General features: G+C 70.3%; 24 protein-coding genes and 1 tRNA gene. 11 read left to right on the forward strand and 14 right to left on the reverse strand.

From position 1 onward, the window contains the following. Window positions 1-105: 105 nt before the first annotated feature. Window positions 106-192, reverse strand: a tRNA-Leu gene (locus AB0H56_RS29745). A gap of 627 nt (window positions 193-819) precedes the next feature. Between AB0H56_RS29745 and AB0H56_RS29750 the strand changes: the two genes are divergently transcribed. Together AB0H56_RS29750 and AB0H56_RS29755 are read left to right on the forward strand one after the other, a co-directional pair. Further along, window positions 820-1,434: a low molecular weight phosphatase family protein gene (locus tag AB0H56_RS29750; protein ID WP_357169420.1), complete on the forward strand. Its 615-nt coding sequence runs from the start codon at window positions 820-822 to the stop codon at window positions 1,432-1,434. 133 nt (window positions 1,435-1,567) lie between these two features. Continuing rightward, window positions 1,568-1,936 carry a hypothetical protein gene (locus AB0H56_RS29755; protein WP_357169423.1) on the forward strand — a complete coding sequence of 123 codons (369 nt, stop codon included), beginning with the start codon at window positions 1,568-1,570 and terminating at the stop codon, window positions 1,934-1,936. 24 nt (window positions 1,937-1,960) lie between these two features. On the opposite strand, the gene AB0H56_RS29760 is transcribed toward AB0H56_RS29755, so the two are convergent. From AB0H56_RS29760 to AB0H56_RS29810, 11 genes are all read right to left on the reverse strand, one after another. Next, window positions 1,961-2,830 carry an acyl-CoA thioesterase II gene (locus AB0H56_RS29760; protein WP_357169620.1) on the reverse strand — a complete coding sequence of 290 codons (870 nt, stop codon included), beginning with the start codon at window positions 2,828-2,830 and terminating at the stop codon, window positions 1,961-1,963. 41 nt (window positions 2,831-2,871) lie between these two features. Then, window positions 2,872-4,290, reverse strand: a complete 1,419-nt coding sequence (gene pyk, locus AB0H56_RS29765) for a pyruvate kinase (RefSeq protein ID WP_110040408.1) — start codon at window positions 4,288-4,290, stop codon at window positions 2,872-2,874. Between the two features lie 146 nt (window positions 4,291-4,436). Further along, the gene (locus tag AB0H56_RS29770) at window positions 4,437-5,108 is read right to left on the reverse strand and encodes an amino acid ABC transporter permease (RefSeq protein WP_357169426.1); all 672 of its coding nucleotides are present in this window, start codon (window positions 5,106-5,108) and stop codon (window positions 4,437-4,439) included. 3 nt (window positions 5,109-5,111) lie between these two features. Continuing rightward, window positions 5,112-5,864 (reverse strand): amino acid ABC transporter substrate-binding protein, encoded by a 753-nt coding sequence (locus AB0H56_RS29775; protein WP_357169429.1) that lies wholly within the window; start codon window positions 5,862-5,864, stop codon window positions 5,112-5,114. Window positions 5,865-6,035: 171 nt separating this feature from the next. After that, the gene (locus AB0H56_RS29780; RefSeq protein WP_280217108.1) at window positions 6,036-6,572 is read right to left on the reverse strand and encodes a TM2 domain-containing protein; all 537 of its coding nucleotides are present in this window, start codon (window positions 6,570-6,572) and stop codon (window positions 6,036-6,038) included. 135 nt (window positions 6,573-6,707) lie between these two features. Next, window positions 6,708-7,832 (reverse strand): prolipoprotein diacylglyceryl transferase, encoded by a 1,125-nt coding sequence (gene lgt, locus AB0H56_RS29785; protein ID WP_357169622.1) that lies wholly within the window; start codon window positions 7,830-7,832, stop codon window positions 6,708-6,710. 109 nt (window positions 7,833-7,941) lie between these two features. Beyond that, a complete protein-coding gene (gene trpA, locus AB0H56_RS29790) occupies window positions 7,942-8,742 on the reverse strand; it encodes a tryptophan synthase subunit alpha (protein WP_357169432.1) in 801 nt (266 codons plus the stop codon). Beyond that, entirely contained in the window at window positions 8,739-9,998 is a 1,260-nt protein-coding gene (gene trpB, locus AB0H56_RS29795; RefSeq protein WP_357169435.1) for a tryptophan synthase subunit beta, read from the reverse strand. Before trpB ends, trpA begins: the two co-directional genes overlap by 4 nt. Next, entirely contained in the window at window positions 9,995-10,816 is an 822-nt protein-coding gene (trpC, locus tag AB0H56_RS29800; RefSeq protein ID WP_110040403.1) for an indole-3-glycerol phosphate synthase TrpC, read from the reverse strand. The genes trpB and trpC overlap by 4 nt, the downstream gene beginning before the upstream one ends. A gap of 172 nt (window positions 10,817-10,988) precedes the next feature. Then, window positions 10,989-11,699, reverse strand: a complete 711-nt coding sequence (locus AB0H56_RS29805; RefSeq protein ID WP_357169438.1) for a TIGR02234 family membrane protein — start codon at window positions 11,697-11,699, stop codon at window positions 10,989-10,991. Then, the gene (locus AB0H56_RS29810; RefSeq protein WP_357169441.1) at window positions 11,696-13,234 is read right to left on the reverse strand and encodes an anthranilate synthase component I; all 1,539 of its coding nucleotides are present in this window, start codon (window positions 13,232-13,234) and stop codon (window positions 11,696-11,698) included. The genes AB0H56_RS29805 and AB0H56_RS29810 overlap by 4 nt, the downstream gene beginning before the upstream one ends. Before the next feature lie 134 nt (window positions 13,235-13,368). On the opposite strand from AB0H56_RS29810, the gene AB0H56_RS29815 reads away from it, so the two are divergent. The 4 genes from AB0H56_RS29815 to AB0H56_RS29830 all read left to right on the forward strand — a co-directional run bounded on the left by AB0H56_RS29815 (window position 13,369) and on the right by AB0H56_RS29830 (window position 15,471). Further along, the gene (locus AB0H56_RS29815; RefSeq protein ID WP_110040400.1) at window positions 13,369-13,644 is read left to right on the forward strand and encodes a hypothetical protein; all 276 of its coding nucleotides are present in this window, start codon (window positions 13,369-13,371) and stop codon (window positions 13,642-13,644) included. 107 nt (window positions 13,645-13,751) lie between these two features. Then, window positions 13,752-14,222 (forward strand): peroxiredoxin, encoded by a 471-nt coding sequence (locus AB0H56_RS29820; protein ID WP_110040543.1) that lies wholly within the window; start codon window positions 13,752-13,754, stop codon window positions 14,220-14,222. Window positions 14,223-14,292: 70 nt separating this feature from the next. After that, window positions 14,293-14,853, forward strand: coding sequence for a permease (locus tag AB0H56_RS29825; protein ID WP_280221105.1), 561 nt, complete (start codon window positions 14,293-14,295; stop codon window positions 14,851-14,853). Between the two features lie 207 nt (window positions 14,854-15,060). Continuing rightward, window positions 15,061-15,471: a MarR family transcriptional regulator gene (locus AB0H56_RS29830; RefSeq protein ID WP_357169625.1), complete on the forward strand. Its 411-nt coding sequence runs from the start codon at window positions 15,061-15,063 to the stop codon at window positions 15,469-15,471. Here AB0H56_RS29830 and hisI read toward each other — a convergent pair. Next, window positions 15,468-15,812, reverse strand: a complete 345-nt coding sequence (gene hisI, locus AB0H56_RS29835) for a phosphoribosyl-AMP cyclohydrolase (protein WP_357169446.1) — start codon at window positions 15,810-15,812, stop codon at window positions 15,468-15,470. The genes AB0H56_RS29830 and hisI overlap by 4 nt on opposite strands. Continuing rightward, window positions 15,809-17,110: a helix-turn-helix domain-containing protein gene (locus tag AB0H56_RS29840; RefSeq protein WP_357169449.1), complete on the reverse strand. Its 1,302-nt coding sequence runs from the start codon at window positions 17,108-17,110 to the stop codon at window positions 15,809-15,811. The genes hisI and AB0H56_RS29840 overlap by 4 nt, the downstream gene beginning before the upstream one ends. Before the next feature lie 148 nt (window positions 17,111-17,258). Between AB0H56_RS29840 and AB0H56_RS29845 the strand changes: the two genes are divergently transcribed. The 5 genes from AB0H56_RS29845 to AB0H56_RS29865 are packed head-to-tail and all read left to right on the forward strand — an operon-like array spanning window position 17,259 to window position 21,897. Continuing rightward, window positions 17,259-18,017: an ABC transporter ATP-binding protein gene (locus AB0H56_RS29845; RefSeq protein WP_357169452.1), complete on the forward strand. Its 759-nt coding sequence runs from the start codon at window positions 17,259-17,261 to the stop codon at window positions 18,015-18,017. Continuing rightward, window positions 18,014-18,739 carry an ABC transporter ATP-binding protein gene (locus tag AB0H56_RS29850; RefSeq protein WP_357169454.1) on the forward strand — a complete coding sequence of 242 codons (726 nt, stop codon included), beginning with the start codon at window positions 18,014-18,016 and terminating at the stop codon, window positions 18,737-18,739. The genes AB0H56_RS29845 and AB0H56_RS29850 overlap by 4 nt, the downstream gene beginning before the upstream one ends. Beyond that, window positions 18,736-19,614 carry a branched-chain amino acid ABC transporter permease gene (locus tag AB0H56_RS29855; RefSeq protein WP_357169457.1) on the forward strand — a complete coding sequence of 293 codons (879 nt, stop codon included), beginning with the start codon at window positions 18,736-18,738 and terminating at the stop codon, window positions 19,612-19,614. Before AB0H56_RS29850 ends, AB0H56_RS29855 begins: the two co-directional genes overlap by 4 nt. Beyond that, complete coding sequence (locus tag AB0H56_RS29860; RefSeq protein ID WP_357169460.1) at window positions 19,611-20,657, forward strand: branched-chain amino acid ABC transporter permease; 1,047 nt, start codon at window positions 19,611-19,613, stop codon at window positions 20,655-20,657. The genes AB0H56_RS29855 and AB0H56_RS29860 overlap by 4 nt, the downstream gene beginning before the upstream one ends. Further along, window positions 20,647-21,897: an ABC transporter substrate-binding protein gene (locus AB0H56_RS29865; RefSeq protein WP_357169463.1), complete on the forward strand. Its 1,251-nt coding sequence runs from the start codon at window positions 20,647-20,649 to the stop codon at window positions 21,895-21,897. The genes AB0H56_RS29860 and AB0H56_RS29865 overlap by 11 nt, the downstream gene beginning before the upstream one ends. Window positions 21,898-21,926 lie beyond the last annotated feature (29 nt).

Here is a 21,926-nt window from a genome sequence, read left to right on the forward strand (position 1 = left end):
AGATACAAATTTCCCTCCCCGCGGTTCAACCCGACAAGACCTTGGCGCCCACCCCCCGCCACCTAACCCCCCCCGCGGCGCGCCCCCGTGGCCGCCCCACCGCCGTGGTGCCGAGTGTGGGACTCGAACCCACACGTCCTTTCGGACAACGGTTTTTGAGACCGTCGCGTCTGCCAGTTCCGCCAACCCGGCGCACCGCGGTCACTATAGCGTCTCGGCGCGCCGCGAAGCGAACCGCCCGGCCTGCGGCGACCGCCCGGCTCCGGGCCACGGCTCCGGCACCCCCGCACCCCGCCCCCGACGGGCTGTCGCGGCACGACGAACAGGCCCCGGTCCATGCCGTCCCCGCAGGGTGCGCGCCGGTACCCGAGAGGTCTCGATCACCCCGGCCGCCGATACCGCTCCGAGAATGGCCCGCAATTCCGCGCGATGACGGCGGCACCGTTTCCGGGGCGAGCGCGATTTCCGGCCCCGGCGGAATCGACTCGGTCCGCGACGACAGACCTCACAGGCGGGCCGCCGCCACCTCGCCCGGCCACATCCGCACGTGGGCCGGACGGCCTCCACCCGAGGTCCGCACACGGCGAGTGCCCGCAGTTATTACCGAATCGAATTATTACGCCGCGAATGAGTGACAATGGACACAGAACGCGAAGAGGTTTCCATTCCTATCTCGCGGGTATCACGGTCACGCACAACGGATTTCCTCGTTGTGATTCATGTACGGCATTCAACCGAGAGGTGAATAAGTAGCACCGCGCCTGTGATCGTTCCAAGCAAGGCCTATTGCGCGACAATCGACCCGATTACGGTGTCGGTATGCACGTGCTGTTCGTCTGCAACTCCAATGTCTGCCGCTCGGTGATCGCCGAACGGCTCACCCGGGCGTTCGCGGCGGACAACGGGTTGCCGGGCCTCACCGCCGAGAGTGCGGGCACGCGTGCGCTGGTCGGCTTTCCCCCGGAACCGCTGGCCGCGGAGACCATCGCGGGACTCGGCGGCGACACCACCGGTTTCACGGCGCGCAAGCTGAAGCCGGAAATGGTCGATCGCGCCGATCTGGTGCTCGCCATGACCGAGTCCCTGCGCGATCAGGTCGCCGAACTCGCCTTCGGCGCCGCGCCGCGGACCTTCACCCTCATCGAGGCGCACCGCATCGCCCGGGTCACCGGTGCGAAATCCATTGCCGCGCTGCACCAGGCACGCAACAACCTGGCCTACGTCGGCCGGGAGAACATCGCCGACCCGATCGGGCTGTCCGCCGACGCCTTCCTCGAGGTCGGCGACCGCATCGCCGAGCTGCTGTTCCCACTGCTCGCCGCGCTGGCCCCACACGAGCAGACCAAGCTCAACGACGACGGACCCGGCCTGGTCATCGAACCGGCTCCGGCGCGCCCGCTGTCGGCGTTTCTGGCCGCCCAGCGGCGGCGCTGAACCCAAGCCCTGTTCGCCACGGCCGCGCGGCGATACACTTCGGCGCGGACATGTTGCTTCCCTTGCTGGTTCGACACACGACAGGACGAGAGACTTGCCGAAACGCATTTCGGATGTTTCGCTCCATGTGTACGTGACCCCGGAAACCCGCGACCGTGTCGTCGCCAGCGTCCGGCGGGTGCTCGACGACCATCTGCAGGACCGCGACGTCTTCGCGTGGCGGTTCACCCTGCCCACCGAGGCCGCCGATCCGGTCCACCTGGACCTCGAATCACAGTGGCGCGCCACGCATCCCGGCACCGAACCGAGCACAGAGGCCACCTTCGAGATCGCGCTCAGCCTGGTCGGCGATCCGGTCGACCTTACCGACGACGAGATCGCCGACCTCGAGCACGGCCTGGTGCTGGCGGTGTACGGCGCGGCCAGCCACGCCGTCCCGTTCCGGCTGCGCGCCCATCAGCGCACCGACCTGGAACTCGAACTCGACCACGAGCACCACTGACTCCCCGGCGCCGAAGCGCCGGGATCAGCGAGCCGGGAAGTGCCGGATGACGCCTTCCTGGACGGTGGTCGCGAGCAATTCGCCGCTGCGCGAATAGAACCGGCCGGTCGCCAGCCCGCGCGAACCCGCGGCCACCGGCGACTCGGTCGCGTACAGCGTCCAGTCGTCGAAGCGGAACGGCCGGTGGAACCAGATCGAATGGTTCACCGTCGCCGCGAGGATCCGGTCCAGGCCCCACGACAAACCGTGCGTGGTGATGATCGAATCGAGCACGGTGGTGTCGGAGGAGTAGCCGAGCGCGGCCACGTGCAGCAGCGGATCGTCGGGCAGGGTGCCGTCGGTACGCATCCACACACGATTGTGGTTGAGCTTCTCGCCGGTGCCCTTGAGGATCCACGCCGGATCGTTGGTGTAGCGCATGTCGATCGGGTGCGGCGCGTTGATGAACATCTCCAGCTTGTCCTCGAAGCCGGCGAAGCTCTCCTCGATCCGCGGCAGCGTCTCCGGATCGGGCACCTGGGGGCCCTCGTGCGCGTGCTCGAGGCCCTTGCCCCAGTCCTGGAACGCCGCCAGCATGACGAACAGCTCCTGGCCGTCCTGGCTGGCGGTCACCGTGCGGTTGGCCAGCGCCCGACCGTCACGGTGCCGCTCCACGTGGTATTCGATCGGCTTCTTCACGTCACCGCCGCGCACGAAGTGCGCGTTGATCGCGTGCAGCGGCCGTTCTCCGGCGGTGCGACCCGCGGCGACGATCGCCTGCGACACCAACTGCCCGCCGAAGGTGCGGCTCCACACCTTCTCGGGATGGTTGCCGACGAAGACGTCCTCGCCGACCGATTCGAGATCGAGCAGGTCGAGCAGCACCCGCAGATCGGGTGACTGCTGCCCTGACACGGTATCGACCTCGATCGATCCGCCCGCCGAACTACTCACGACTAGTGGTCCTCCTCGCCGATGCGATGCACGTGGATCAGGTTGGTGGAACCGACGGTACCCGGCGGGGAACCGGCCACGATGACCACCAGGTCACCCTTGCGGTACCGATCCAGCGACAGCAGCGCCTGATCGACCTGATGGATCATCGCGTCGGTGGTCTCCACCATCGGCACGATGAAGGTCTCGGTGCCCCAGGTGAGGGTCAGCTGGCTGCGCACCTCCGGGAGCGGGGTGAAGGCCAGCAGCGGCAGCGGGGTGTGCAGCCGCGCCAGCCGGCGCACGGTGTCACCGGACTGGGTGAAGGCCACCAGCGCCTTGGCGTTGAGGCGCTCGCCGATGTCGCGGGCGGCGTAGGAGATCACGCCGCGCTTGGTGCGCGGGACGTGGGTCAGCGGAGGCACCCGGTTCGTCTCGGACTCCACGGCGGTGACGATGCGGGCCATCGTGCGCACCGCGTCGATCGGCCACGCGCCGACCGAGGTCTCACCGGACAGCATCACCGCGTCGGCGCCGTCGAGCACCGCGTTGGCGACGTCGGAGGCCTCCGCGCGGGTCGGGCGCGAGTTCTCGATCATCGACTCCAGCATCTGGGTGGCGACGATGACCGGCTTGGCGTTCTCGCGCGCCATCTGGATGGCCCGCTTCTGCACCAGCGGCACCTGCTCGAGCGGCAGCTCGACACCGAGATCGCCGCGGGCGACCATCACCGCGTCGAAGGCGAGCACGATCGCCTCGAGGTTGTCGATCGCCTCCGGCTTCTCCAGCTTGGCGATGACCGGCACCCGGCGGCCGACCTTGTCCATGATGTCGTGCACGAGTTCGATGTCGGAGGGCGAACGCACGAACGACAGCGCGATGAAGTCCACGCCCAGCTTCAGCGCGAATTCGAGGTCCTCGATGTCCTTCTCGGACAGGGCGGGCACCGACACGTCCATGCCGGGCAGCGACAGGCCCTTGTTGTTGCTCACCGGGCCGCCCTCGGTGACCCGGCAGACGACGTCGTTGCCGTCGATGCTCTCGACCGTCAGGCCGACCTTGCCGTCGTCGACGAGCAGACGGTCGCCCGCCTTGGCGTCCTGCGCGAGCTGCTTGTAGGTGGTCGAGACGCGGTCGTGGGTACCGTCGACCTCGTCGACCGTGATCCGCACCTGCTCGCCGTTGGCCCAGGTGGTGCGGCCCTCGGTGAACCGGCCGAGCCGGATCTTGGGGCCCTGCAGATCGGCGAGGATGCCGACCGCGCGGCCGGTCTCGTCCGAGGCCGCGCGGACCATCTTGTAGTTGTCGGCGTGGTCGGCATGCTCGCCGTGGCTGAAGTTCAGCCGGGCCACATCCATGCCGCTTTCGACGAGTTCCCGAATACGGTCCTGGGTGGCAGTGGCCGGCCCGAGGGTGCACACAATCTTCGTCCGTCGCATCACGACAGCAAGCCTAGTACTGTCCCGCCGCTCCGCGTACTTCGCCGGGCGGGGGGTGTAAGGCCCCTACTCGACCGGACCGGCGGATATCGACGGGACACGGGCCGGGCGTTCCCGGCGAGTTACCCAGGTGTTCACGAAATCCGTTGTCACCGAACGGCGACGTGCTTCGACAGCCGGGTCTCCAGGCGCGTCTGGCCGACGCCGAGGATCAGGCAGATCACCCAGTAGTACAGGGCGGCGACGCCGTAGAGGGCGAAGAAGTCGAAGGTGGGCGCGGCCGCCAGCTGGGCGGTGCGCAGCAACTCGGTGACCAGGATGGTCGAGGCCAGCGAGGTGTCCTTGACCAGCGAGATGAGCGTGTTCGACAGCGGCGGCACCGCGATCCGCGCGGCCTGCGGGAACACCACGTACCAGAGCGTCTGCGGATAGGTCATGCCCAGCGATGCCGCGGCCTCCCACTGCCCGTGGGCGACGCTCAGGATCGCCGAGCGCACCACCTCGGCCGCGTATCCACCGACATTGAGGCTGAACGCGATCACCGCCGCCGGGAACGGGTCGATGACGATCCCGAACTGCGGCAGCGCGTAGAACACGATGAACAGCTGCACCAGCAGCGGCGTGCCGCGGATGATCGAGATGTAGAAGCGGGCGGGCGCCGACAGCACCCGCTTCGCCGACATCCGCGCCAGCGCGACGCCCACCGCGATCGCCAGGCCGATGACGAAGCTGATCGCCGTCAGCGGCAGCGTCGCGGTGACGGTGGCCTTCAGCATCGGCCACAGGTTGTGCCAGATCAGCTCCCTGGTCGCGGCATCCATCCGCTATTTGCTGACGTCGGTGCCGAAGTACTTCTCCGACAGCCGGGCCAGGGTGCCGTCGGCGCGCAGCTGCTCGAGCGCCTTGTCGATGTCGGCGATGAGCGCGGCGTCGTCCTTGCGCGCGGCGAAGGCCTGCTTGCTGGTCTCGCCGGTCTTGCCGGCGATCTTGATGCCGGTGTCGCCGGTCTTCTTGGTGTACTCACCGACGGCGAGCGTGTCGTTGACGGTGGCGTCGACCCGGCCGGACTTCAGCAACTGCACCGCTTGCACGAAGCCTTCGACCGCTTCCACCTTCGCGCCCGCGTCCTTGGCGACCTGGCCCCAGTTGCTGGTCGCCGACTGGGCGGTGGTCTTGCCCGCGAGGTCGGCCAGCGTGGTGATGGTGGTGTTGTCGGACTTGGTGACGATCACGCCCTCGGAGGTCGTGTACGGCTGCGACAGCGAGTACTTCGCGGTGCGTTCGGGATTGACGGTCACCTGGTTGGCGACCAGGTCGAACCGCTGGGACTCGAGGCCGGCGAAGATCGAATCCCACGGGGTCTGCACGAATTCCACCCGCTTGCCGAGCTTCTCGCCGACGGCCTGCGCGACCTCGACGTCGTAGCCGGTGAGGGTGCCGTTGTCCTGGTAGCTGAACGGCGCGTACGTGCCCTCGGTGCCGACCTTCAGCACGTTCGGGTCGTCGGCGGACGAGCAGGCCGACAGGCCCGTCGCGGCGACGACAGCGAGTACGGCGGCGGCAAGCAGTTTGCGCACGTTCCATCCCTTTCTCCGCTGCGCGTATCGGGCACGCGCAGGCCACGCGACGCTACGGCGCCGCGGCAGACCGACACAGAGTATCGCTCATCGTGATCGCAATTCCGGTGGGGAAACGCGAAACGGGTGCCCCGCTACCCGGCGGGACACCCGTGACAGGCGTGTGGACGATCAGTCGCGCAGCGGACGGCCCTGCGCGTCGGGCACCTTGCCGGTGAGCATCATGATGCCGTCGATCAGCGGCCAGATGGCGCCGATGCCACAGGTCAGCCAGACCACCGCGATCTGGGCGATGCCGAGGCCGGTGTAGCCGAGGTAGAAGCGGCCGACACCGAAGCTGCCGAGGAAGATCTCCAGCAGGCCGGCCATCAGCTTCTGCTTGTCCGAGAACGGCACGCCGTACATGTCGCGGCCGTACGGCGCTTCCGGGTCGGCCGGGTTGTAGCCCTGCGGCATGGCACCGTAGGGCGCGGCGCCGTAGGCGGGCTGCGGCTGACCGTACGGGTCGGCGGGCTGGCCGTACTGCGGCTGCGGCTGGCCGTACTGCGGCTGACCGTACCCGGGCTGCTGGCCGTAGCCCGGCTGCTGCGCGTACGGGTCCGAGGGCTGACCGTACGCGGGCTGACCGTACTGGGGCTGCGAACCGGAGTCCTGCGGCTTGTTCAGGTCAGGGCCGTACTGCGGGTTGGGGTTGTAGGGGTCGGTCACTCATGTCCTCCATCATTCGTGCGGGTACCCGTCGTGGCCCCCGGCGCACCGACAGCGCGCGACACTCACTCGATTTATCGCGACGGGCGTCGGGAATGTTGCCCGACGCCCGCCGATTTCGCCACCCCGTGGTGGTCAGGACTTCTTCAGTACCGTGGCGGCGTCGTCCTTGTCGCCGGACTCGGCCTCGCTGACGGCCTCGTCCTCACCCGTGCCCGGTGCCTCGTCCGCGGAACCGGCCGACGCCGTCGCGGAATCGCTCTCGGCGGGTTCGGCGGCGGCTTCGTCCGTCGAATCCGCCTGCGTGGCGGCGGGTTCGGCCGCCGCGGCGTTGTCGGCCGCACCGGCGGCGCGCAGCGCCGAGAACTGCCACGGCCACGGGCGCGGTTCGCCGTCGGGCTGCAGCTGGGCGGGGGTCTCGCGGCCCTTGGTAGCCAGCGCGAAATACGCCATCGCGCACAGGAAGACGATGGCCGAGGTGAAGGAGTTGATCCGGATGCCGAGGATGTGGGTGGCCTCGTCGCTGCGCATCAGCTCGACGAAGAACCGGCCGAAGCTGTAGCCGGCCACGTAGAGCGCGAACAGGCGGCCGTGGCCGATCTTGAAGCGCTTGTCCAGCTGCACCAGCAGGATCACCACCAGCACGTTCCAGACCAGCTCGTAGAGGAACGTGGGGTGCACGACCTCGAGCACCCGGCCGGTGGAGACGCCGTTCATCATGTCGCGCGCGCCGGTCTCGGCGTCGAAGCGCTCGTAGATCTCGAGACCCCAGGGGACCTCGGTGGTGCGGCCGTAGAGCTCCTGGTTGAAGTAGTTGCCGAGGCGGCCGATCGCCTGCGCGAGCAGCACGGCGGGCGCGATGGCGTCGCCGAGCGCGGGCAGCGGGATCTTGTAGATCCGGCAGCCGATCCAGGCGCCGACGCCGCCGAGGAACACCGCGCCCCAGATGCCGAGGCCGCCCTGCCAGATGTAGAGCGCCTCGATCGGATGCTTGCCGGGGCCGAAGTACTTCTGCCAGTCGGTGGCCACGTGGTAAAGCCGCCCGCCCACCAGGCCGAACGGCACGGCGAACATGGCGACGTCGAGGACCGCGCCCGGCTTGCCGCCGCGCTGTTGCCACCGGCGTTCGCCCCACCAGATGGCGACGACGATGCCGAGGATGATGAACAGCGCGTACGCCCGCAGCGGGAAGGGTCCGAGCTGCCAGACGCCCTGCGGCGGACTCGGAATGTAGGCCAGGACTGAGTTCACGGCCACCAGGCTAGTGGACGGGCTTACGGCCGCGTGGCCGCGACCCTGACGGCGGATGCCGGGACGGTGACAGCGGAGAGCCCGCCCCGCTTGTCGGCGGGACGGGCTCGCGGCGCGACTAGGAGCGGACGGTCGCCGAGCGCACGCCCTCGGCGAGCTCCGAGGTCAGCGCGCGCACCGCGTCCAGGCCCTCGGCGGCGGCCGTGACCAGGGCCGAGCCGACGATCACGCCGTCGGCGTAGGCGGCGATCTCGGCGGCCTGGGCGCCCGAGCGGACACCGAGGCCGACGCCGATCGGGATGTCGGAGTGCGCGCGGATGCGGGCACACAGCGCCGGGGCGGCCGAGGAGACCGCGTCGCGCGCGCCGGTGACGCCCATGGTGGAGGCGGCGTAGATGAATCCGCGCGAGGCCTCGAGCGTCTTCACCAGGCGTTCCTCGGTGGAGGACGGCGCGACGAGGAAGATGCGGTCCAGGTTGTGCGTGGCCGAGGCGACGAACCAGTCGTCGGCCTCGTCGGGGATCAGGTTGGGCGTGATGATCCCGGCGCCACCGGCCGCGGCCAGGTCGCGGGCGAAGGTGTCGACGCCGTACTTGAGCACCGGGTTCCAGTAGCTCATCACCACGGCCTGCCCGCCGGCGGCGGTGATCGCCTCGACGACGGAGAACACGTCGCGCACCCGCACGCCGCCGCGCAGCGCCTGCTCGGCGGCGGCCTGGATGGTCGGGCCGTCCATCACCGGATCGGAGTAGGCGACGCCGACCTCGATGATGTCGCAGCCCGCGTCGACCATGGTCCGGCAGACCTCGATCGACCCGGCCAGGTCGGGATAGCCCGCGGGCAGGTAGCCGATCAGGGCGGCCCTGCCCTCGCCGCGCGCCGCCGCGAACGTGTTCGCGAGACGAGACTGCTGACTCACTGCGCGTGCTCCTCGGCGTCGTCGTCGAACAGGCCGAACCAGCGGCCCGCGGTGTCCATGTCCTTGTCGCCGCGACCGGACAGGTTGACCAGGATGATCGCGCCCGCGCCGAGCTCCTTGCCCAGCTTCAGCGCGCCGGCCACCGCGTGCGCGGACTCGATCGCCGGGATGATGCCCTCCGAGCGCGACAGCAGCAGCAGCGCGTCCATCGCCTCGGTGTCGGTGATCGGCGCGTATTCGGCGCGGCCGATGTCCTTGAGGTGGGCGTGCTCGGGGCCGACGCCCGGGTAGTCGAGGCCGGCCGAGATCGAATGCGATTCGATGGTCTGGCCGTCCTCGTCCTGGAGCAGGTACGAGTACGCGCCCTGGAAGGCGCCGGGGGTGCCGCCGGTGAAGGTGGCCGCGTGCCGTCCGGTCTCGACGCCGTCACCGGCCGCCTCGTAGCCGATCAGCCGGACACCCGCGTCGGGGATGAAGGCGTGGAAGATGCCGATGGCGTTGGAGCCGCCGCCGACGCAGGCCACGACCGCGTCGGGCAGCCTGCCCGCGCGCTCGGTGATCTGCTCGCGCGCCTCGATCCCGATGATGCGCTGGAAATCGCGCACCATCAGCGGGAACGGGTGCGGGCCCGCGGCGGTGCCGAAGCAGTAGTAGGTGTCGTCGGCGTTCGAGACCCAGTCGCGCAGCGCCTCGTTGATGGCGTCCTTGAGGGTCTGCGAGCCGGTGGTCACCGAGACGACCTCGGCGCCGAGCAGCCGCATCCTGGCCACGTTCAGCGCCTGGCGGGCGGTGTCGACGGCGCCCATGTAGATGACGCAGTCCAGGCCGAGCAGCGCGCACGCGGTCGCGGTGGCGACGCCGTGCTGACCGGCGCCGGTCTCGGCGATGACGCGGGTCTTGCCCATCCGCTTGGCCAGCAGCGCCTGCCCGAGCACGTTGTTGATCTTGTGCGAGCCGGTGTGGTTGAGGTCCTCGCGCTTGAGGAAGATCCGCGCTCCCCCGGCGTGTTCGGCCAGGTTGGCGCACTCGAAGACCGGGGACGGGCGGCCGGTGTAGTCGCGCTGCAGCCGGTCGAGTTCGTCGAGGAAGCCGTGGTCGGTGCGGACCTTGTCGTACTCGGCGGTGACCTCCTCGATCACCGCCATCAGCGCCTCGGGGACGTGCCGTCCGCCGTAGACGCCGAAGTGGCCGCCCGCGTCGGGCTCGTAGTCGCTGTGCTGGGCGACGCCGGCGCTGGCCTGGGGCAGGGCGCTCACCGGATGCTCCGCCGGGCCGGCTTCGGGCAGGACGGGTGGGTACCGGCGGTCACCAGCTCCGACACCGCGGCACGCGGGTTGCCGCTGGTCACCAGGCCCTCGCCGACGAGCACCGCGTCGGCGCCCGCGCCGGCGTAGGCCAGCAGGTCGGCGGTGCCGCGGATACCGGACTCGGCCACCCGGATGACCTCCGAGGGCAGGCCGGGCGCGATCCGCGCGAACACGTCGCGGTCGACCTCGAGGGTCTTGAGGTTGCGGGCGTTGACGCCGATCACCGACGCGCCCGCTTCCAGCGCGCGATCGGCCTCTTCCTCGGTGTGCACTTCCACGAGAGCGGTCATGCCCAGTGATTCGGTGCGGTCGATCAGCGAGGACAGCACGTCCTGTTCGAGCGCCGCCACGATCAGCAGGATCACGTCGGCGCCGTGCGCGCGGGCCTCGTGGATCTGGTACGGGCCGACGACGAAGTCCTTGCGCAGGACCGGGATGTTCACGGCCGCGCGGACCGCGTCGAGGTCGTCGAGCGAGCCGCCGAAGCGGCGGCCCTCGGTGAGCACGCTGATGATGCGGGCGCCACCGTCTTCGTAGGCCTTGGCCAGGACGGCGGGGTCCGGGATGTCGGCCAGCGCGCCCTTGGAGGGGCTGGCACGCTTCACCTCGGCGATGACACCGATCCCGTCCTCGTGCAACGCGGCGGCCGCGTTCAGCGGCGCCTTGGCGGCTGCCGCTGCGGCTTTGATCGCCTGAAAATCGAGGAGGGCTTCGCGAGCGGCAACATCCGCCCGAACCCCGTCGAGAATCGAGTCGAGTACCGTCATCTGGCTCGAATCCTTTCTGGGGAGACGAACTTCTCACCTGAGAGTCCCCTCAGGCGCTGTCTCACCGATGCTGGACAAGAATAAATGGCCGCCGCCCGTGTCACTGCGGCGGGGGTGCCGGGCGTCACTGCCGCCCGGCGGGCCGGGGCCACCACGGTGGAGCTGCGGCGGGTCACGGCGTGCGCCCGGGCGACGTGCCGTCGTCGCCGGGCTCCTCGGGGGTGTCGGTCGGGTCGGTGCCCGCGTCGAGCGCGTCCCACAGGACCCGGTCCGACAGCGGCGCTGCGGTTCCGGTCTCGTCGCGCTGCTTGCTCACCTGCGCGCTGGCGTCGGCGCGCCGGAACACCGGGTTGTCGTATTTGCCGGACAGCTGCGCGCTCTCCTCGGGTCTGCGGGTCAGCAGCACCCCGGCGATCAGCGCGCAGGCCGCCGCCACGATCGACAGGATCGCGGGCGCCAGGTGCACGTCGGCGCCGCTGACGACCGCGCGCACCGGCAGCTCGGCCAGGGTGCCCGCGCGCTCCTCGGTCCGGCCCGCCCCGGCGGCCAGCGCGAAGCCGGGCACCGCGGCGACCGCGGCCACCACCGCGATCACCACCCCGAGCAGCTGCCGCAGCACGCCCTTGACCGCGAACACCGCCGCGATCGCGGCGACCAGCACCAGCGCCAGCGGGGTGAGCGCGCCGAACCAGGTGGCGCCGTCGAGGTCGTCGGTGCGCGGTTCGGTGAGGCCGTCGGCGGAGTGCACGGTCACCCAGGTCATCCGCGAGGACGCCCACAGGCCCGCCGCGGCCAGCGCGAGCAGTGCCACCGGGACGACCGGCTTGGCGGCCCGCACGGGCGCCGGTGCGGGGGACGGTGTCGCGGCGGCTTCCTCGCTCACTCGCCGCCGCCCTCGTAGGTCCGCAGGGTCTGCGCGGCCGCGATCGCCTTGAGCACCGCCATGGCCTTGTTGCGGGCCTCGGTGTCCTCGTAGACCGGGTCGGAATCGGCGACCACGCCGGCACCGGCCTGCACGTAGGCGGTGCCGTCCTTGAGCAGCGCGGTGCGGATCGCGATGGCGGTGTCGGCGTCACCGGCGAAGTCGAGGTAGCCGACCACGCCGCCGTAGATGCCGCGCCGGGTCGGCTCCAGCTCCTCGATGAGTTCCATCGCCCGCACCTTCGGCGCGCCGGAGAGCGTGCCCGCCGGGAAGCAGGCCTGCACGGCGTCGAGCGCGATCTTGCCCTCGGCGAGCTGACCGGACACCGTGGAGACCAGGTGCATCACGTGGCTGTAGCGCTCGACGTGGCGGTACTGGGTCACCCGCACGGTGCCGGGGCGGCACACCCGGCCCAGATCGTTGCGCCCGAGGTCGACGAGCATCAGGTGCTCGGCGTTCTCCTTCTCGTCGGCCAGCAGGTCCTTCTCGAGCAGGATGTCGTCCTCGGCGCTCTGCCCGCGCCAGCGGGTGCCCGCGATCGGGTGCGTCGTGGCGATGCCGTCCTTGACGGTGACCAGCGATTCGGGGCTGGAGCCGACGATGGAGAACGCGGTGCCGCCGTCGCCGTCGGGAATGTGCATCAGGTACATGTACGGGCTCGGGTTGGAGGCGCGCAGCATCCGGTAGACCGCCAGCGGCGAGCCGCTGTAGTCCATCTCGAAGCGCTGCGAGAGCACCACCTGGAAGGCCTCGCCCGCCTCGATCTCCTTGATCAGCCTGCGCACGCCCGCGCCGAACTCCTCGGTGGTGCGGCGGCGCAGGAACTGCGGCTCCGGCTGGTCGAACACCGACACGGTCGAGGGCGCGGGGGCGGCCAGCGCGGCGGTCATCCGGTCGAGGCGAGCGACGGCGTCGTCGTAGGCGGCGTCGGCGTTCTCGTCGGTGCCGTTCCAGTTCACGGCGTTGGCGATGAGGGTGATCGCGCCCTCGTGGTGGTCGAACGCGGCCAGATCGGTGGCCAGCATGAGCACCAGTTCGGGCAGCTGCAGATCGTCGTCGGCCAGCTCGGGCAGCCGCTCGATGCGGCGCACCGCGTCGTAGCCGAGATAGCCGACCAGGCCGCCGGTCAGCGGGGGCAGTCCGGGCAGGCGTTCGGTGCGCAGGAGCTCGAGGGTCTCGTGCAGCGCGCGCAGCGGATCGCCGCCGGACGGGGCGTCGGCGGGCACCGCGCCCAGCCAGGCCGCCTCGCCGTCGACGACGGTGAGCGCCGACGGACTGCCCGCGCCGATGAACGACCAGCGCGACCACGATCGCCCGTTCTCGGCGGACTCGAACAGGAAGGTGCCCGGCCGGTCGTCGGCCAGCTTCCGGTAGGCCGAGAGCGGAGTTTCGGAGTCCGCCAGCACCTTTCGGGTCACCGGGACCACCCGGTGTTCGGCGGCGAGCAGCCGGAACTGGTCGCGGGTCGTGGTGGTTGGTGTCGACGCGCCCTGCATTTCCCCATCATCCCAGGCGCGGCGCGGCACCCTCGCGCTGGCCCGACCCCCGCGCCGCCACACCGGGTGATCGACATCACTACACTCGCGCGCGTTCCATGTCGCATGCGGTAATCCCCTTTCCGAGAGGAGCAATGTTGTACCCCTCGCACCAGGGCGCACAGGACGGCCGGATGGTCGCCCCGTCGCAGCAGCACTACGGTCCAGGTCAAATGTCCGCGGCGAGCGCGCTGACGTCCTTCGTCACCTACGCCAAGGCCATGGAAGACCTGGACGAGAAGCGTTTCCCGGTCGAGTACGCCGGGCACCGCGACCGCATCCGGGAGCTCGAGCCGATGTTGCGCGTCCACGGCATCCTCGACGTGATGGAGATCCGCAACCCCGAGATCGCGGCGCTGCTGCAGCGCTGACCCGGCGTCGTCCGTCGGGGGCGGCACCGGGCACGACCGAGCAGATCCCCGTTCGTGGGCGGACGGGGATCTTTCGTCGGACCGGCACGGTCATTAGGGTGGCGACCATGCAGCCAGGCCAGCGCGCTCCCCAGTTCGCGCTCCCCGACCAGTCCGCCCAGCTCCGCACGCTCGACAGCTTGCTCGCCGACGGCCCCCTCGTGTTGTTCTTCTACCCCGCCGCGAACACCCCGGTGTGCACGGCCGAGGCCTGCCACTTCCGTGATCTGAGCGCCGAATTCGCCGCGGTGGGCGCCTCGTGTGCCGGCATCAGCACCGACAGCGCCGAGGTGCAGGCCGGGTTCGCCGCCAAGCAGCGGCTCGAGTACCCGGTGCTATCCGACGCCGACGGCGCGGTGGCCGCGGCCTTCGGCGTCAAGCGCGGCCTGCTCGGCAAGCTCGCCCCGGTCAAGCGGCACACCTTCGTCATCGACACCGACGGCACCATCCTGAAGATCGTCACCGGTGAGCTGCGCGCCGCCGTGCACGCCGACGAGGCGCTGGCCTTCCTGCGCGAGCGCGCGAACGCCACCGAATAGCCACCACGCGCCGGAAAACGCCGGGCGCCGGATCGGCGCCCGGCGGCGTGCCCGCCTCTACCCTGGGGACATGACAACCGGCGAGGTGCAGTCGAACGGTCAGAAGTCCACGGCCGTCGTGTGGCGGAATCGGGCGATCATCACGGTCGCCACGGCGATCGTGCTGGTGATCGCCTATTTCATTCTCGCGTCGTTCATTCCGCGCTGGTGGGCGCAGCGCATCGGCTCGATGGTGCACGGCAGTTTCTCCTCCGGCATCTGGTGGGGCCTGGTCTACGGGCTGGTCTTCACCCTGGTGCCCCTGCTGTTGCTGTTGCTGGCCGTTCGCATGTGGAAACGCAAGGGCGGCAAGTTCATCGCGGGCGCCGCGGTCGTCATCGCCCTGGTCGGGGCGATTCCCAATCTCATGACGCTGACCATCGTGCTGGGCGGCAACAACGCCGCGCACGCCGGTCAGCGCATCCTCGATGTCGACGCGCCCGCCTTCCGCGGCGCCTGCCTCGTCGGCGCCCTCCTGGCCGGCGTGATCTTCCTGGCGGTCCTGGCTCTCATGGGCAAACGGGGCCTCAACCGCCGCAAGGCCGCCAAGGCCGTGCAGGTCCCCGAGCCGCCGATCACGCCCGCCGAGTAGCCGCACGCGCGATAGTTCTCCCGGCGGTGCTGTGAGTGACCTCACGACCACCGCCATCTCGCGGACGCCACAGCGACGTCGTGGCAAACTCGGTCCGGTGCGCGCCCCAGTACACCCGCCCTGTTGTCCGGCCGTCAGGCAGTGCCGGTGAGCACCCAGTGGCTCGATCCCGTCGAACAGCGCGCCTGGCAGGCGATCGTCGCGCTCATGGCCCGGATCCCCGGCGCGCTCGACACCCGGCTGCAGCGCGAGTCCGGGCTGACACACTTCGAGTTCCGGGTGCTCAGCCTGCTCTCGGAGGAACCGGGGCACCGGCTCCAGCTGAGTGATCTCGCCCACAAAGCAAATGCGTCGCTATCGCGACTGTCGCATGTGGTGTCCAAGCTGGAACGACTCGGCTGGGCGCGCCGCGACACCACCGCGGGCAGGCGCGGGGTCAACGCGGTACTCACCGACGCGGGATTCGAGACGGTGCTCGCGGCCACGCCGGGCTATGTCGACGCGGTGCGCAGGCTGGTGCTGGACGCGCTCGACCCCGACCAGATCGCCCAGCTGGCCGACCTCGGGGAAACGGTCTCGACGCGGCTCAACGCCGTGCTCGCCGCGGAGGACTGCTAGTCCGCGGCCAGCAGCACGTCGGTGTCGAAGCAGGTGTGCGTGCCGGTGTGGCACGCGGCGCCCTCCTGGTCGACGATCAGCAGCACGGTGTCGCCGTCGCAGTCCAGCCGCACCTCGTGCACGTACTGGGTGTGGCCCGAGGTCTCCCCCTTGACCCAGTACTGCTGACGCGACCGCGAATAGTAGGTGCCCCTGCGGGTTTCGAGGGTGCGGGCCAGCGCCTCGTCGTCCATCCAGGCCATCATCAGCACGTCGCCGGTCGACTTCTCCTGCGCGACGGCGGCGATCAGACCCGCCTCGTTGCGCTTGAGACGTGCGGCGATGGCGGGATCCAGACTCATGCGTCGTTTATAACAGCCGCGCCCGGCCGTCCGGACTGCCCGGTCTGCAGTTCGATCGCCACCAGCAGCTCGACCAGATCGTTGACGCTGCGCACGTTGCGGCCGGTGAGCTCCTGAATGCGCCCGATTCGGTACTTGGCGGTGTTGAGGTGGATGCGCAGGGTGTCGGCCGCTTCGCGCAGGTTCATGTCGGCGGCGGCGAAGGCGCGGATGGTCTCGGCGAGCGAGCCGCCGCGGGCGCGGTCATCGGCCAGCGCGGCGCCGACGCGGGGGTCGACGAGCTGACGAGTGGTGTCGTCGGCGCGCAGCAGCAGGTAGCGGAACGGGGTGAGCTGTGGCAAAGCGAGCACGCCGCCGTCCTCGGGCAGCAGCGCGAGCGCGGCCTGGGCCTGCCGGTAGGCGCGCGGGATCTGCGCGACCTCGGTGACGGCGGTGCTCACGCCGATGGCCAGTGAGATCCCCTCGGCGGCCAGGTCGGCGCGCATCGCGCGCAGCCGTTCGCACAGCTGCTCGGCCGATCCGTCGCGGCCGAGCGCCGGAATCGCCACGATCTCGCCGCCACGCACCACCGACAGCGTGCGCAACCCGTTCACGCCCACCCGCGCGGCCGCCGCCGACACCAGACGCGCTGTCTCGCCCTGGGTTTCGGCCGGTTCGAGCACGACGGCGGTGACGACGAGCAGCGGCGTGGTGCGATCGGCGCCGATGCCGTGCGCGGTGGCCACCGACAGATGCGGCCCACCGGTGGGCAGGGTGCCCTCGAGCAGCGCGTCCATCAGCGCCCGGCCGTCGCGGCCGGATTCGGCGGCCACGTACTGCTGGAATTCCAGATAGGCGTCGGTGGCCTGATTGCTGATCAGGTCGGTGTAGCGGGCCAGCGGGCCCGCCAGCGACAGCACCGCTTCCCGCCCTGCGTCGCTGTCGCCCGCGTGGGCGAGCAGCGACTTCCAGATGGCGCGCTGGCCCAGGCGGAACGCGGCTATGTAGTCGACCAGCGGCAGTCCCGATCTGGCGCGCCGGGCGGCGGCCTGCCTGGCGTAGGTGACATCGGCGGGGGTGACCCGCTTGCGCTCGAGCAGGGCGCCGAGGCCGGTGCGGCTCAGCCGGGCCAGCTGGTCGTGGACATCGGCGAGGAAACCGGGGTCGTCGGTGCCGTAGCCGGGCAGCTCCTCCCGGATCTTGGCCATCACGTCGTCGGCGATGTCGTCGGCGTGGTCGTAGGCGCAGCCGACGATCCGCACGCGCTCGGCCTGCACCGAGCCCGGCTGCACGGCGAGCGACTGTGATCCAGCTGACATATCCGGGAAGTGTGCATGTCCGGTTTGCCGGTGTCAACCGGCGACGGCGCGGCGCCCGCCGTCCTGTCCGCCGTGGACGAGATCGGCGGCGAAACTTGGTCCGCAACGTCCGATGTGACCCGTGAACTGCGAATTTAATCTCGACGCCATGCTCGAGATAACCAACCTGACGGTGCGCTTCGGCGGCATCACCGCCCTGCGGGAGGTCGGGTTCACGGTGGCTCCCGGTGAGATGGTCGGCCTGATCGGACCGAACGGCGCGGGCAAGACCACCCTGTTCAACTGCCTCACCCGGCGCCACCGCCCGACCTCGGGCACGCTGCGGTTCCGCGACACCGACCTGGCCACGGTGCGTCCCGACGCGCTGGCCGGCCTCGGCATCGCCCGCACCTTCCAGAACCTCGGCCTGTTCCCCCGCATGTCGGTGCGCGACAACGTCCTCGTCGGCGCGCACCACCGGGCCGGGGCGGGGTTCCTCGCGGCGGGCCTGCGCGGTCCGGCGGTGCGGCGCGAGGAACGCGCGCTGCGCGCCGAGGCCGACGAGTTGCTCGCCCGCCTCGACCTGACCGCCGTCGCCGATCATCCGGCCGCGGGCCTGCCGTTCGGCACGCTCAAGCGGATCGAGCTGGCCAGGGCGCTGGCGGTGCGGCCGCGGCTGCTGCTGCTCGACGAGCCGGTGAACGGCCTCAGCCACGGCGAGGTCGACGAGTTCGCCGACCTGCTGCGCGGCCTGCGCGCCGATCTCGACCTGACCGTGGTGGTCGTCGAGCACCACATGGGTTTCGTCATGGGCACCTGCGACCGGGTGGTCTGCCTGGAGTTCGGCGCGGTCATCGCCGAGGGCGAACCCGAAGCGGTGCAACGGGATCCGGCCGTCATTCGCGCCTACCTGGGAGCGGCGGCATGACGGATTTCCTCTCTGTCACCGACCTGCACGCCGGGTACGGCGCGGCGAAGGTTCTGCACGGCGTGAGCTTCGGGGTCGCCGAGGGCGAGGTCTGCGCGATCCTGGGCCCCAACGGCGCGGGCAAGACGACGCTGCTGCGCGCGCTGTGCGGGATGGTCAAGGTCCGCGGCGCGCTGCGGCTGGGTGAGACCGAGGTGACCGGCCGCGCCCCGGAGGCGATGGCGCGCCTCGGCGTGGCCCACGTGCCGGAGGGGCGCGGCACCTTCGCGCCGCTGTCGGTCGAGGAGAACCTGCGGCTCGGCGCCTACATCCGCCGTGACCGCGCGGCCGTGGAGGCCGACCTGCGCCGCGTCTACGACTACTTCCCGATCCTGCGCGACAAGCGGCGCGACCCGGCGGGCGGATTGTCCGGCGGCCAGCAGCAGATGCTCGCGATCGGCCGGGCGCTGCTGCTGCGGCCCCGGGTGCTGCTGCTCGACGAACCCTCGCTCGGGTTGTCCCCGCTGGTGACCCAGGAGCTGTTCGGGATCGTGCACACCATCAACGAAGAGGAACGCACCACCGTGATCGTCGTCGAACAGAACGCGCATCTGGCGCTGGGCATCGCCCACCAGGCGCATGTGCTCGAGTCAGGGCGGATCGCGTTGTCGGGTACCGCGGCTCGGATCCGGGCCGACGAGCAGGTCACCCGCTCCTACCTGGGAATCCGGGTGCGGCCGTGACCGAATTCGCCCAGCAGCTCGTCGAGGGACTCTCGGCGGGCGCGATCTACGCCGGGCTGGCCCTGGCACTGGTCCTGATCTATCGCTTCACCGGGATCGTCAATTTCGCCCAGGGCGAGCTGGCCATGTTCTCGGCGTTCCTGGCCTGGCAGCTGAGCCAGACGATGCCGTTCTGGGTGGCGCTGCCGCTCACCCTGGCGTTGTCCTTCGGCGCGGGCATGCTCATCGAACGGGTGATCATCCGCCCGGTCGAGGGCGCGCCGGAGATCACCCTGGTGATCGTGACGGTCGGCCTGTTCTTCACCGTCAACGCGGTGGCGGGCTGGATCTGGTCGTACCAGGTGAAGTCGTTCCCGAATCCGTTCCCGGAGGGCGCTTTCCGGGGTGCGGGCGTGAGCGTCGGCTACGGCAGTCTCGGGATTCTCGCCGTCGTCGGCGTGGTGATGGGCCTGCTGTATCTGCTGTTCCGCTACACCGGGATCGGCCTGGCCATGCGGGCGGTGGCGTGCAATCCGGCCTCGGCCCGGCTGGTCGGGATCCGGGTCGGCACGGTGCTCGCGCTCGGCTGGGGTCTGGCCGCGCTGGTCGGCGCGGTCTCGGGCGTGCTGTCTGCGCCGCTGCTGTTCCTCGAACCCAACATGATGGGCGGGGTCCTGCTCTACGCCTTCGCGGCGGCCACCCTCGGCGGGTTCGACTCGCCCGGTGGCGCGGTGGCCGGCGGCCTGATCGTCGGCGTCGCCGAAACCCTCACCGGCGCATACGTCGACGCGATCGGCACCGAACTCAAGATCGGTGTGCCGCTGGTGATCATCCTGGGTGTGCTGCTGGTGCGCCCTCAAGGTCTGTTCGGACACGCGGCGGTGGAGCGGGTATGAGCGAGTTGAACACAGTCCCGGCCACGACGACCCAGGCTGCGCCACCGGCGCCGTCGTCCGCCCGCGGCCTCGGCCGCCTGCCCTGGCCGCTGCTCGCCACGGCGGTCGTGGTGCTGGTGGCCTGCGCGGCGCCGTTCCAGCTGGTGCCCTTCCACACCTTCCAGCTGGCCATGGCCATGATCTACGCGGTCACCCTGCTCGGGTTGAACCTGCTGGTCGGGCACACCGGGCAGATCTCGCTCGGCCACGGCGCGTTCTTCGCGGTCGGCGCGTACACCGCGGCCGTCGCGATGTACCAGTGGGACACACCGTATTTCGCGACGCTGCCCCTCGCGGCCGCGGTGACCTTCGTCCTCGGCTTCGCGCTCGGCATCCCGGCGCTGCGGCTGCGCGGGCTCTACCTGGCGCTGGTCACCTTGGCGATCGCGGTCTTCCTCGTCCCGCTGCTCAAGCGATTCGACGGGCTGACCGGCGGCTCGATGGGCATCACCGTCACCAAGCCCCAGCCACCGGCGTGGACCGGCCTGGCCGAGGACCAGTGGCTGTATTTCCTGGCACTGGCCGTCACCCTCGCGAGCTTCGCGCTGGTCGCCGGCATGCTGCGGTCGCGGGTGGGGCGCGCGCTGCACGCGGTGCGCGACAACGAGATCGCGGCCGAGGTGCTCGGGGTGAACCTGGCCCACTACAAGACCCTGGCCTTCGCCTGGAGCGCGCTGCTCGCCGGGGTGGCCGGATGCGTCTACACCTGGGTGATCGCCTTCGTCTCCCCGGACTCGTTCGCGCTGACGCTGTCGGTGACGCTGCTGGCCGGGCTCGTCGTCGGGGGGCTGGGCACCACCTGGGGACCGCTGCTGGGCGGCCTGTTCGTGCTGTTCGTGCCGAGCTTCGCCCAGGACGTCAACCAGGCGGCGCCCGGCGTCATCTTCGGACTGCTGATCATCGCGGTCATGTACCTCGCGCCCACGGGCCTGGCCGGGCTGGCCGGCCGCCTGGCGCGACAGCTCGGACCTCTGGTTCGGAAAGGGAAATCACATGCGCACTAAGGCGTTCCACGCCCTCGGCCTGGCGGCGGCACTGCTCGCGACGCTCACCGCGTGCGGCGGCCGCGGCGCCGACACCGGCACCGTCGGCTCGGGCGAGTGCCGGGGCCAGCAGACCACCGGCATCACCGACACCACGATCAAGCTGGGCGGGGTGTACCCGCTGTCGGGCCCGGCCTCTGCCTACGGTGAGGTGCCCAAGGGCATCAAGGCCTACTTCGACTACATCAACGCCGAGCAGGGCGGCATCAACGGCCGCAAGGTCGAGTACCTGGTGCGCGACGACAGCTATCAGCCGCCCAAGACCGTCGAGGAGACCCGCCGCCTCGTCGAACAGGACCAGGTGTTCGCGATCTTCCAGACCCTGGGCACGGCGACCTCCTCGGCCGTGGTCGACTACCTCGGCCAGCGACAGGTGCCGCAGGTCTTCGTCGCCACCGGCGCGACGAAATTCGGCACCGACACCGAGCATCCGTGGACCATCGGCTGGCAGCCCAGCTACCACACCGAGGGCAGCGCCTACGCCGAGTACATCGAGAAGCAGCGCCCGAACGCCACCGTGGCCGTGCTCTACCAGAACGACGATTTCGGCAAGGACCTGCTCGGCGCGTTCACCGAGGGCATCGCGGGCAGCGGCGTCAAGGTGGTCGCGCAGCAGAGCTTCGAGGTCACCGACCCCACCGTCGACCCGCAGGTCCGCAATCTGGCCAACTCGAAAGCCGATGTGCTGCTGAACTTCTCGACCCCGAAGTTCGCCTCGCAGGCACTGGCCGCCGATGTGCGCAACACCGAGTGGAACCCACTGCACGTGGTGACCCAGGTGTCGAACACGATGGCCACCCTGCGACCGGTCGGCCTGGAGAACGTGCGGGGCGCGGTGACCGCCGCCTTCCTCAAGGACGCGGCCGACCCGCGCTGGTCCGGCGACGCGGGCATGCAGACCTACCGGGCGAAGCTGGGGCAGTACGGCCAGGGCGCCGACCCGGAGAACCAGCACACCATGGGCGGCTGGGCCATGGCCGAGAGCTTCCACCAGACGATGGCCGCCGCGAAGTGCCCCACCAGGGAGGGTCTGCGCGACGCGATGCGCTCCCTCGACGGCGCCGCCGCGGGCCTGCTGCTGCCCGGAATCACCATGAAAACCGGTGCGGGCGACGGCTTCCCGCTCGAATCCGTCGGCATCCAGACCTTCACGGGCACCCACTGGTCGCTCACCGAGGGCCTGTTCAGCGCAGGCAACTAATTCCCCCGAAGTACACCACCGATCGATGA

The sequence above is a fragment of the Nocardia sp. NPDC050717 genome, assembly GCF_040654275.1.
Taxonomy (GTDB): Bacteria; Actinomycetota; Actinomycetes; order Mycobacteriales; family Mycobacteriaceae; genus Nocardia.

What these genes read in the sequence shown, in the direction of transcription:
- AB0H56_RS29750 (WP_357169420.1), top strand. Translation starts at nt 820, where the DNA reads ATGCACGTGCTGTTCGTCTGCAACTCCAATGTCTGCCGCTCGGTGATC.
- AB0H56_RS29770 (WP_357169426.1), bottom strand. Translation starts at nt 5,108, where the DNA reads ATGGATGCCGCGACCAGGGAGCTGATCTGGCACAACCTGTGGCCGATG.
- trpC (WP_110040403.1), bottom strand. Translation starts at nt 10,816, where the DNA reads ATGACGGTACTCGACTCGATTCTCGACGGGGTTCGGGCGGATGTTGCC.
- AB0H56_RS29810 (WP_357169441.1), bottom strand. Translation starts at nt 13,234, where the DNA reads ATGCAGGGCGCGTCGACACCAACCACCACGACCCGCGACCAGTTCCGG.
- AB0H56_RS29815 (WP_110040400.1), top strand. Translation starts at nt 13,369, where the DNA reads ATGTTGTACCCCTCGCACCAGGGCGCACAGGACGGCCGGATGGTCGCC.
- AB0H56_RS29820 (WP_110040543.1), top strand. Translation starts at nt 13,752, where the DNA reads ATGCAGCCAGGCCAGCGCGCTCCCCAGTTCGCGCTCCCCGACCAGTCC.
- AB0H56_RS29825 (WP_280221105.1), top strand. Translation starts at nt 14,293, where the DNA reads ATGACAACCGGCGAGGTGCAGTCGAACGGTCAGAAGTCCACGGCCGTC.
- AB0H56_RS29830 (WP_357169625.1), top strand. Translation starts at nt 15,061, where the DNA reads ATGGCCCGGATCCCCGGCGCGCTCGACACCCGGCTGCAGCGCGAGTCC.
- hisI (WP_357169446.1), bottom strand. Translation starts at nt 15,812, where the DNA reads ATGAGTCTGGATCCCGCCATCGCCGCACGTCTCAAGCGCAACGAGGCG.
- AB0H56_RS29840 (WP_357169449.1), bottom strand. Translation starts at nt 17,110, where the DNA reads ATGTCAGCTGGATCACAGTCGCTCGCCGTGCAGCCGGGCTCGGTGCAG.
- AB0H56_RS29845 (WP_357169452.1), top strand. Translation starts at nt 17,259, where the DNA reads ATGCTCGAGATAACCAACCTGACGGTGCGCTTCGGCGGCATCACCGCC.
- AB0H56_RS29850 (WP_357169454.1), top strand. Translation starts at nt 18,014, where the DNA reads ATGACGGATTTCCTCTCTGTCACCGACCTGCACGCCGGGTACGGCGCG.
- AB0H56_RS29860 (WP_357169460.1), top strand. Translation starts at nt 19,611, where the DNA reads ATGAGCGAGTTGAACACAGTCCCGGCCACGACGACCCAGGCTGCGCCA.
- AB0H56_RS29865 (WP_357169463.1), top strand. Translation starts at nt 20,647, where the DNA reads ATGCGCACTAAGGCGTTCCACGCCCTCGGCCTGGCGGCGGCACTGCTC.